This window comes from Cryobacterium sp. TMT3-29-2, assembly GCF_004564305.1.
Classification (GTDB): Bacteria; Actinomycetota; Actinomycetes; order Actinomycetales; family Microbacteriaceae; genus Cryobacterium; species Cryobacterium sinapicolor.
The window spans coordinates 18,008-28,177 of sequence record NZ_SOGK01000109.1 but is presented as its reverse complement, the minus strand read 5'-3'; the positions used below and the strand labels follow the sequence as shown (position 1 = coordinate 28,177).

General features: G+C 68.6%; 10 protein-coding genes. 3 read left to right on the top strand and 7 right to left on the bottom strand.

Features of this window, described 5'->3' with window-relative positions; all coding sequences use genetic code 11:
* Positions 1-61 precede the first annotated feature (61 nt).
* The 5 genes from E3O67_RS12440 to E3O67_RS12420 all read right to left on the bottom strand — a co-directional run bounded on the left by E3O67_RS12440 (position 62) and on the right by E3O67_RS12420 (position 4,692).
* Positions 62-439, bottom strand: coding sequence for a GAF domain-containing protein (locus E3O67_RS12440; protein ID WP_241979163.1), 378 nt, complete (start codon positions 437-439; stop codon positions 62-64).
* On the bottom strand, positions 406-957 hold the full coding sequence (locus E3O67_RS12435; RefSeq protein ID WP_134428257.1) for a hypothetical protein: 552 nt from the start codon (positions 955-957) through the stop codon (positions 406-408). Before E3O67_RS12435 ends, E3O67_RS12440 begins: the two co-directional genes overlap by 34 nt.
* On the bottom strand, positions 939-1,172 hold the full coding sequence (locus E3O67_RS12430) for a hypothetical protein (protein WP_134428255.1): 234 nt from the start codon (positions 1,170-1,172) through the stop codon (positions 939-941). Before E3O67_RS12430 ends, E3O67_RS12435 begins: the two co-directional genes overlap by 19 nt.
* Before the next feature lie 111 nt (positions 1,173-1,283).
* On the bottom strand, positions 1,284-2,639 hold the full coding sequence (locus E3O67_RS12425) for a DUF445 domain-containing protein (RefSeq protein ID WP_135102828.1): 1,356 nt from the start codon (positions 2,637-2,639) through the stop codon (positions 1,284-1,286).
* A 136-nt stretch (positions 2,640-2,775) separates the two neighbouring features.
* Complete coding sequence (locus E3O67_RS12420; protein WP_135102827.1) at positions 2,776-4,692, bottom strand: primary-amine oxidase; 1,917 nt, start codon at positions 4,690-4,692, stop codon at positions 2,776-2,778.
* Between the two features lie 137 nt (positions 4,693-4,829).
* Here E3O67_RS12420 and E3O67_RS12415 point away from each other — a divergent pair, with 137 nt between their 5' ends.
* The 3 genes from E3O67_RS12415 (at position 4,830) to E3O67_RS12405 (ending at position 8,164) form a co-directional block, all read left to right on the top strand.
* Complete coding sequence (locus tag E3O67_RS12415; RefSeq protein WP_134428249.1) at positions 4,830-5,426, top strand: TetR/AcrR family transcriptional regulator; 597 nt, start codon at positions 4,830-4,832, stop codon at positions 5,424-5,426.
* A 134-nt stretch (positions 5,427-5,560) separates the two neighbouring features.
* Complete coding sequence (locus E3O67_RS12410; RefSeq protein WP_134428380.1) at positions 5,561-6,526, top strand: helix-turn-helix domain-containing protein; 966 nt, start codon at positions 5,561-5,563, stop codon at positions 6,524-6,526.
* Between the two features lie 135 nt (positions 6,527-6,661).
* Positions 6,662-8,164 (top strand): APC family permease, encoded by a 1,503-nt coding sequence (locus E3O67_RS12405; protein ID WP_134428247.1) that lies wholly within the window; start codon positions 6,662-6,664, stop codon positions 8,162-8,164.
* A gap of 87 nt (positions 8,165-8,251) precedes the next feature.
* On the opposite strand, the gene E3O67_RS12400 is transcribed toward E3O67_RS12405, so the two are convergent.
* Complete coding sequence (locus E3O67_RS12400; protein WP_134428245.1) at positions 8,252-9,256, bottom strand: aldose 1-epimerase family protein; 1,005 nt, start codon at positions 9,254-9,256, stop codon at positions 8,252-8,254.
* Positions 9,257-9,265: 9 nt separating this feature from the next.
* Positions 9,266-10,087: a DeoR/GlpR family DNA-binding transcription regulator gene (locus tag E3O67_RS12395; protein WP_134428243.1), complete on the bottom strand. Its 822-nt coding sequence runs from the start codon at positions 10,085-10,087 to the stop codon at positions 9,266-9,268.
* Between the last annotated feature and the right edge of the window lie 83 nt (positions 10,088-10,170).

The following is a 10,170-nucleotide window of genomic DNA, read 5'->3' as shown; positions in this document are numbered from 1 at the left end:
GCGGCGCCGCCGTTGCGCGGCGCCGCCGTCGCGCGGCGCGACCGTTGCGCGGCGGCGAACGCTACTCGACGGCGAAGGGGATCGCGAGCTCTCGCTGCGCCATCAGCGCCAGCTCGCGCAGCAGCACCAAGTCGACTGTCTCCGCCGACCTCGGCTCAGTATCGAACACGCAGGGAGCGCCGATGAACTCCCCCGACCGCGATTCGAGCGGGAATCCGGCGTAGAACCTGATCTTCGGCTCGCCCACCACGAGCGGGTTGCTGCGAAATCGTTCGTCGAGGAGGGTGTCCGGGATCACCGTCGCCGACGTGTGCGGGATGGTGACCGCACAGAACGAACTTGACCGCGGCAACTCGGCATCGGCCACGCAGATGCGAGCCTTGTGCCACTGACGATCGTGGTCGATCACGGTGCGTGCCGCCGATTGGGTGCCGAACAGGGTTCGCGCCAGTGCCGTGATGCGGTCGAAACGCTCCTCGGGCGGGGGTCCACGATCCCGAGCTCGTCGACCGCGAGCTGGCGCCGCGCCTCCGCCACCGTCGCCCGGTCGGCGGAGGGCGCCGGTTCGGCGTCAGAGGTCGCGATTCGGTCGGCGCCCAGGAGGGGCCCCATCCGGGACGCCAGGACGTCGGCCCAGTACGCGTACGATTCCGTGGACCGGTACCGGCCCGGTGGCGGCGTCGGCGCCGCGCTGGACGGCACGAAGGCGACCCGGTCGCCGCCGTCGGCGACGAGCCGCATCGTCACCCGATTCAAGAGCCGGCCGTGCTTGTCTGCCAGGTTTCCGACCCGGGAGTCGAACACCGGGATGGACCGGATGGGTTGGATGCCCGCCACGATGATGCAGGTGCTGCAGGATGCTGCGGCCGAAAGGAAAGTGAGCAGGTTCGCCAGATCTCGCCGCCAGGCACGGGTGGAGACCAGGTTCACGGCCTCGTTCACCCCCAGGACCAGCACGATCGCGTCGAACCGGGAAGGGCCAGGTTGTGGCTTACCACGCCGCGGCCGACAGCCAGCCCCGAACCGAGGATGAGGATGCGGTCGGATTCGACGCCGGCGGAGTGCGCTTGCGGGGCATCCGTGGGCATGAAGACGTCACCGAAACCGCGCTCGGACGCGGCGGCCCAGGTGCGCGTGCCCGGAGCCAGCGCCCACCGTATGAGTTCCCGCACTGACGCCCCTGTGTTGCTCAGACACCAGGGTGTATCCCAGGACCAGATGCCCAGTATCCCCCTTCCGGGGCGCGGACCGGTAGGGCAGGGTGCGGGACGTCGGGCGGCGGTCTACAGCAGGGCCACGACCGCCTGGGCGAGCGCGAAGATGACCAGGCCGGCCAGCGCACCCACCACGGTGCCGTTGATGCGGATGAACTGGAGGTCCTTGCCGATCTGCAGCTCGATCTTCTCGGCCGTCTCGGCCGCATCCCACCGCCCGACGGTTTCGGTGATCACCCCGGCGATCTCGTGCCGGTACCGGCGCACGACGTAGCTCGCGCTGTCCGCCAGCCACCGGTCGATGCGGGCGCCGAGGGCCGGGTCGGTGGAAAGCCGCCCGCCGACCTCCATGACGGACGAGCGGATGCCCGTGCGCAGCCCGCTCGACGGATCGCTCAGCGCCGCCGCCAGGGACACCTTGACCGCCTCCCAGGTCTCGCTCGCGAATTCGCGCAGCCGGGCGCTGTCGAGCAGTTCCAGCTTGAGCGCCTCCACCCGCTCGATCATCGCCGGCTCGTGCTGCAGGTCTTCGGTCAGCTCGATCAGGTAGCGGTCGATCGCCAGGCGGAGCGGGTGTGCGGCATCGGCCCTCACGTTCGCCACGAAGGCGAGCACCTCCCGGTGCGCCTTGTCGTCGACCAGCTTGTCGACGAAGCCGGGCAGCCAGCCCGGCAGCCGCTGGGACACGGCCCGCCCGAAGGCCTCCGGATGCACCAGCAGCCAGCCCTCGGCCCGTTCGATCAGCAGATCGACGGCAGCGTGCTGCTGCCCGGACTCGACCAGCCGCGCCCCGACGCGCCCGATCGGCGGGCCCCACTCCGGCGTCAACAGGTTCTCGCGCGCCACGGTCTCGATCAGGTCCTTGATCGCGTCGTCGCTGAGCAGATTGAGCAGCCCGGCGCCCGCCACCGCGACCTCGTCGGTGAGCCGGCGCGCTTTCTCCTCCTCGGAGAGCCAGGCGCCGAGCCTCCGGGACGCCCCCAGCGACTCCAGCTTGCCGCGGATGACCGTCTCGGAGAGGAAGTTCGTTTCGACGAACTCGCCCAGGCTGGCACCGATCTCGTCCTTGCGGCCGGCGATGATGTTCGTGTGCGGGATGCGCAGGCCGAGCGGGTAGCGGAACAGGGCCGTCACGGCGAACCAGTCGGCGATGGCGCCGACCATGCCGCCCTCGGCCGCTGCGCGTACATATTGCAGCCACGGGTAGGTCTCCTGCAGGGCGAACGAGGTCGCGAACACCACCGCCATCAGGAGCAGCAGTCCGATCGCGAGCCGTTTCATGCGAATCAGGGCCGTCAGGCGCACGGCGTCCTGCGGGCTCAGCGGCGGCCGGGCGCCGGCTGCGGCCCGTGCTCGGGCCCGTGCTCCGGCCCGTGCTCCGCGGGGAACGGTCTCGGTCAGGTTCTGCCTCAGCTTCTCGGCCATCCTCCCAGACTGCCCGATCGGGGCCGGGGAGGGAAACTGCGACAGGTGTCGCCCAGGCGGACAACTGTTGCCGGCGGTGCGGCAACAGTTGTCCGTCTGGGGAACAGATGCACGGTTGGGGGCCGTCAGCGCTCTCTCAGCAGTGGCAGTGGCCCTCCGGGGCGGGCGTCGACGCCGGCACATCGAGTACCGGGCTGCGATCGAAGAAGCCATCGGGCTTCAGCTTGAAACCGGCGGTGTCCACGGGCATGATCGGCCAGTCCTCAATGCGCGGATAGTGGGTGAGGCCGAACGTGTGCCAGAGCACGATGTCCTGGCCGTCGATGTCGCGGTCGGCTTCGATGTACGCCGGCAGGCCGGCACCGCCCGCGTGCTGGTTGACGAAGTCACCGGTCGGGTAGCGCTCGTCCTCGGCGTAGCGGGTCACCCACAGGTCCTTGGTCGCGAAGGTCGCCCGCCTGGCCACGGACGAGTTCTCGTCGGCCAACAGGGTCGGCTGCCCCTCGGGGTACAGCTTGTACCCGACCGGTTCACCGAGCCGGTTGAGCACGTTCGGGTTGGAGACGAGCCAGGTGCGCCCGCTGCGCATGTCGGCCTCGCGCACCCCCTCGGATTCCCGGGCGAGGAGCGTGCGCCGGCGCGTGAAGGCGTTCCCACGCTCGTTGCCGGGCCCCATCGGGACGCGTACGGCTTCCTCCTCCTGGACCCGGTTGGTGTTGCCGTCGAGCGCCATGTCCAAGCGGGCGCTGAACAGGTGCTGGTGGAACGGCGCGCCCAGGCCCGGGGCCAGTTCCGAGGCATACGGGTAGCCCTTGCCGGGGAAGGCGCTGGTGAACACGACGCCGGTCGCCTTGGCCTCGAACTCGATCGTGCCGTCGAGGTAGAGGTACCAGTAGAAGCCGTAGTCGTAGTTGCCAACGGTCGTGAAGAAGGAGATCACGAGACGGCGGTTGCGGCGGGTGTATTCGATGCCCGACCAGAGGTCGCTGTGCTTGGCGAGGATGCTCCAGTCCTCCTCGTGCATGCAGATGCCGTTCGTGATCGTGCGCGGGTTGCCGAACCCGTCCGTGATGACCGGGCTCAGGTAGGTGATCTCGCCGAGGCAGTCGCAGCCGAGCTCGAGCGAGTTGGCGTACTGTCCGACCAGGTACTCGCCGGTGTCGAAGTAGTTCTGCCAGGACCGCACGGGTGCGGGGTCGCCGTAGGGAACGACCATCTCCGCGATCGACGCCCGGTTGATGATGGATCGACGGGCTCCGTTGTCGTCGAAGCCGATGTTGTGCAGCACGACGCCCTCGCGCACATCGAAGCCCACATCCAGGCTCCACTTCTCCCATTCGACGTGGTTGCCGCCGGTCACGGTGAAGCTCGGGCCCTCCGGCTGGGTGATCTCGATCGGTTTGAGGGTCTCCCGCAGTGGCCCGGTCAGTGTCGGATCGGTGTAGTTTCCGTGCTCGGCCGGGATCGGCACGACGCCGTAGTCGATCACCTGGTCGACGCTCTTGCTGACGATGTCGACATACGCGACGAGGCCGTCGATGGGATGCGCCCAGGCGCTGTCCTCGGGGAAATTCTGCACGAAGGCAAGGCCGCGCAGGATGCGCCGTCCCTTTTCCTCCGGGTATTCGAAGACGCCCGCGGACAGCGGCGCCACCCGCACGCTGGCCACGTCGAGGCCGCGGTCGGCGAGGGCCTTCAGCCAGCGTTCGTCGTGGGTGAGGAGCTCCTCGACCGCCGCGAATTCCTCCTCGAGCACGGGAAGCTCTCCGGTCACCGCGGTGTCGAGCACGATCACGGACTCGACCGTCTGCCGGGTGGCGGACACGGTGACGTCCCGGGGCGCGGCGCAGCCCGACACGTCGTGCAGGAACACCCGGAAACGCCGGTCGGGCTCCCCCGTGGCGCCGCGCGGTGGGTCGAGCAGACCGAGGTAGGCTACCCGGATGCTCTCATCGAGCAGCCCGGCGTCGGCCAGGAGGCCGCGCACCGAGAGGATCTCCTCCGCCGACGCCAGGGCGTACGCGGCGGTGACTGCGAGTGAAACGGAAGTCATGGTTCCCCTTTCCAGGGCTATTGGGCGGCGAGACGAAAGCATCCATCCGGATTCTTTTTTCTATGGTTGTAGAACCATAAGCGGTCACTAAGCTCGCTGGCAAGGGCTTTTTTGGCCCGATGCAGCAGGAGGGCAGCATGCCGAAAGTTGTCGACCACGACCAGCGCCGAGTCGAATTGGTCGAGGCGACCTGGCGGATCATCGCCCGGCACGGCATCGAGGGCGCCACCATGCGAGACATCGCCGCCGAGGCCGGCTTCGCCAACGGAGCCCTCAAGCCCTACTTCCCAACCAAGGACGACCTCCTGACCTTTGCGTTCAGCCACGTGTTCAGCCAGACCAGTCGGCGCATGATCGACGCCACGGTGGGCAGGTCGGGACTGGGCGCCCTCCGGGCCTTCTGCCTCGAGATCCTGCCGCTGGACGACATCCGGATCAGCGAGGCGCGCATCGTCATCCCGTTCTGGCAGAAGGCGCTGACGGATGCCGCCAAGGCCGAGCTGCATGCCGCGGCCATGCTGGAGTGGCGCGACACCATCTGCGCGCAGTTGCGCGAAGGCCGGGCGGCAGGCGAACTCCGCACCAGCGCTCCGGACGAGGACATCGCGGGGCTGCTGATGAACCTGGTCTTGGGCGCTCAGATCACGGCAGTGCTCTCCCCGGCCGAGAATTCACCGAACCAGCTCGTTGCCCAACTGGACGCGGCACTTCGGCTGATCAGCACGGGAGTCTGACACTCCGGCACCCGCACGGCCTCAAAATCTTTTTTCGACAACCGTGGAAAAATAGTGACAGGTACTCCGATCCTCGGCTAGGTTACTGGGAATATGTGTGTCCGATCACGTCGGCAAAGGAGCCACCCGTGACCATGACGACCGTCCGCCTCCCTTCCAACACGTCCTTCGACCCCGTGCAGCGCGCCCAGGCGAACAGTTTCGTCGAATGGCGCACCCTGGTCTCGGACTCCTTCGTGCCGCTCGAGGTGCGCTCCGATGCGTCGGAGTTCCGGGGGGTCCTGCGCTCGCGGGTGCTCGACGAACTGTCCATCGTCGAGGTCACCGCCAACGGGCACCAGGTACTGCGCACCCCCGCGCTGATCGCGCGCTCCGAGCGGCACTACTTCAAGCTCAATCTCCAGCTCTCCGGTCACGGCATCCTGATCCAGGACAACCGGGAGGCCACCCTGCGGCCGGGCGACCTCGCCGTCTATGACACGCACCGGCCGTACACCCTGGCCTTCGAGCAGGACTTCCGGACCCTGGTGCTGATGTTCCCGCACGACGCCCTCGACCTGCCGGCGGACTCCGTCGCCCAGCTCACCGCCCGCCGGATGGCCGGCGACGAGGGGCTGGGCCGCCTGATCAGCCCCTTCATGGCCCAGCTGGCCGAGAATCTCGACGCACTGTCAGGCACCACCGGACACCGCCTGGCCTACAACGCCGTCGACCTCATCGCCACGATGTTCGAGAACGAACTGAGCATCCGGCGCGATCCGACCACCCCCGGCACGCACGCGGATCTGCTCACCAGCATCCGTCAATACATCGAAGCCGAACTCGGCGACCCCGATCTCTCCCCGGCCGGCATCGCCGCCGCGCACTTCATCTCGACCCGGCAGTTGCACAAGGTCTTCCACGAGGCCGACACGACGGTCTCCAGCTGGATCCGGATGCGCCGGCTCGAACGCTGCCGGCGTGACCTTCGCGACCCGATCCTCGGGGACCGCTCCGTGGGCACCGTGGCCGCACGCTGGGGATTCCTGGATGCCGCGCACTTCAGCCGCATCTTCCGCACCGCATTCGGTGAGCCGCCCAGCACCTACCGGCGGGGCTGAGCGTCGTCAGCGGCGACGAGCCGTCCCGCTCCGGCAAGTTCCGTTCGTTGAAAGACAAGTTCCGGACCCGGCATTCGGCGAGAGTCATCTCACCGGCTCCCCCGCCCGATCGTCAACTCAACGAGGAGTAAACCCATGACGACTACCAGCAGCACCCCCGAGACCGACTCAGCCACCCTGCACAAGGGCCGTCTGGGCGTCATCGGCATCGTCTTCTTCGTGGTCGCGGCCGCGGCACCGCTGGTCGGAATGACCGGCGCCGTTCCGGTCGCAATCGTTCTCGGCAACGGCGCGGCCGCCCCGGGCGCCTACCTCGTGGTGGGCATCACCCTGCTCCTGTTCAGCGTCGGCTACGCGGCGATGAGCCAGCGCGTCACCAATGCCGGAGCCTTCTTCGCCTACATCGGCCGGGGCCTCGGCCGCCATCTCGGCAGCGCGTCCGCCTTCGTCTCGATCCTCGCCTACTTGGCCATCCAGCTGGCCATCTACGGCTTCTTCGGCGGACTGCTCGGCTCCCAGGTCGGGCTGCTGCCCTGGTGGGCCTGGTCACTGCTGGCCTGGGCAACCGTCACCCTGCTCTCGCTGCTCAGCGTGGACGTCGGCGCCAAGGTGCTCGGCGTGCTGATGCTGCTCGAGCTCCTGGCCCTGGTCGTCACCTCGGTCGCCATCCTTGCCGACGGCGGCCCGGAGGGCCTCAACGTCTGGGCCTCGTTCAACCCGGCGGCGATCCTCGCCGGCGGGCTGGCCGGCTCGGCGGGCATCGCCTTCGCCTTCGCGTTCGCGTCCTTCATCGGCTTCGAGGCCACCGCGATCTACGGCGAGGAATCCAAGGACCCGAAGACGGTGGTCCCCCGGGCCACCTACCTGGCGGTCGGAGTGATCACGGTACTGTTCGCCCTGACGGCATTCGCCATGGTCACGGGAATGGGCGCATCCTCGGTCGTCGAGAAGACCGTGGAGCTGTCGACGCTCGACGGTGTGCCCCTGGCCGACCCGGCCGCGGTGCTCTTCTCCCTCGCGACCCAGTACGTGGCGCCGTGGATGGCCACCGTGATGGGCATCCTGGTGGTCTCGAGCCTGTTCGCCGGGCTGCTGGCCTTCCAGAACGCGGCCAGCCGCTACCTGTTCGCCCTCGGCCGCGGCGGTGCGCTGCCCACCCCACTCAGCCACGTCAACGGTCGCGGCGCCCCGAGCACCGCCTCCCTCGCCACGTCGGTGCTCACGGGTCTCGTCATCGTGACCTTCGCCGTCTTCCGGCTCGACCCGGTGCTCAACATGTTCTACTGGTTCAGCGGCCTCGCCGTGGTGGCGATCGTGCTGATCGAGATCCTCGTCTGCATCGCGGTCATCGTGTTCTTCCGCCGGAATGCAGGCAACGAGAACGTGTTCCAGACCATCGTCGCGCCCGTGCTGGCGACCATCGGGCTGGTTCTCGGCGAGTACTTGCTGATGAGCCGCTTCGGGCTGCTGGCCGGCACGGTCGCCGAGGGCGTGGACCCCACGGTGTCGTCGTGGGGGCTGAGCCCGATCGGCTGGGTGCTGGTCGCCCTGCCCTTCGTGCTGCTGCTCGTCGGCTACCTGCACTCGCTGTGGTCGCACACCGAGAACGAGGCTCTGGTCAAGGACGTCCTCTCGTAGCCGGCGAGCCGTGAAACGGGGCGTCGGCCGCGAGGCAGGCGCCCCTTCTCTCTGCCCAGCGGACCGTGATGGGTACGTGATGCCGGGTCAGAGTCCGAACCCGGAGTGACGGATGCCCCAGCGCACAGACCAGGACTCCCCCGGCTCGACCCAGCTCAGGCCCGCGCCCGAGTTGAAGGCGTTCGCGGGGGCTGTCATGGGCTCGATCGCCACCGCCAGCCCCAGGGACGGACCGTCCGGCCCGTCGAAGGGGAAGTTGCGCGGTGTGAAGACCTGCACGTTGCGGATGTTCCGGTCACCCCAGATCGTGACGCTGCGGCCGTCGGGTGCGGTCAACGCGGCCACTCCGGCCACGCCGGCATGCTCGCCGGCCACGCCGGCATGCTCGCCGGCCACGTCGGACCGGTCCTCGACCGACTTGGAGCCCACCCCGCCGAAACCGTCGTCGAGATCGATGTCGCCCACCCGGAGCCCCGCCCGCAGGTCGAACCGGGTGCCGGCGACGGAGGACTCCCCGATGGGGTTCTGACGGTCGTCGACATCGATGTGGGTGTGCGCCGCGATCGTGAGCACGAGATCCTCGGTCGCGACGCCGCCGATCTTCGGGTACGGATGCGCGCCAAGCGCGACCGGGGCCGCGTCCCTGCCCACGTTCCGCACCGTGTGGGTGACCTCGAGACCGTCGTCCGTGAGCGTGTACCGCACGGTCGTGTCGAGCAGAAACGGGTAGCCGGCCTGAGGGAAGACGGTGGCGGCCAGGGTGACCGAGCTCGGGCTGCGCTCGAGCAGGCGATAGGACGAATACCGCAGGAGACCGTGGATGGCGTTGGAAAGTTCCGGCTCGGTGAGCGCCAGCCGCTGCACGATGCCCTCGTGCTGCCAAAGACCATCCCGGATGCGGTTGGGCCACGGCATGAGCACGATCCCGGCCCCCCACGGCGGGGTGGACTCGGCCGCGAACGGCTCGACCAGGTCGATGCCGTCCACGGAATACAGTCGGAGCCCGGCGGCCACCTCGGTGATGACCGCCAAGGCGGCCCCACTCGGCGTGACCGACCTCAGCTCATATTGAAAACCCGTTGCAGCGCGCATGATATCAACCTACTCCGGCCGCAGAACGGTCAGGCCGGCCTCGCGGAGGGGCAACAGCACGGCCTCGCCGGCCGCGGCATCCGTCACCAGTGTGTGGAACGCGCGCAGCGGACCGACCTGCCCGAGGTGCACCTGGCCGAGCTTGGAGGCGTCGGCCACGACGACCGCCCGGGTCGCGGCGGCGAGCATGAGCGCCTTGATCCCGGCCTCGGGCAGGTTGATGTTCGTGACACCGCGGCCGGCCTCGACGCCGTTGCAGCCGATGAAGGCGAGGTCGGCGTGCACCTGGCTGAGCACGGTCGCCGCGAGCGGCTCGACCAGCGAGTGCTGCAGCGGGCGGAGTGAGCCGCCCGTGACGATCACGGTGAACCGCGGGATGGCCGGCTCGAGGGCGAGGGCGATGCTGAGCCCGTTCGTGATGATGACCACGTCGGTCAGCTCGGCGCGGGCCAGCAGGGCGTGGGCGATGGAGAGGGTGGTCGTGCCGACGTCGAGGATGATGCTCTGCCCGCTCGTCACGAGGGACGCGGCGAGCGCGCCGATCTGCTGCTTAGGGAGCACGGATGACGCGAGCGCCTCCTCGAAGGAGGACTCCCGCAGCGGACGGCCACTGGCAGGCGCCGCCGGAACCGCCCCGCCGTGCACGCGCTGCAGCGTTCCGGCGGACTCGAGCAGATCGAGGTCGGCCCGAGCCGTGACGCCGGACACCCCGAACGCGTCGCGCAGCTCGCTCACCCGCACGAAGCCGCGCTCCCCGATCAGGCGCTGGATCTGCTCCCGGCGCTGGTGGGCGGGGAGGATGTCCGGATCTGTCCGTTCAGGAGTGGCCATACATAATCTTCACTTAGTTTGCTTTAGTTTTCAATCTGAAAGTTCTGGTTTCATCTGCGAAAATCAGATAGCGTGGTTTTTGC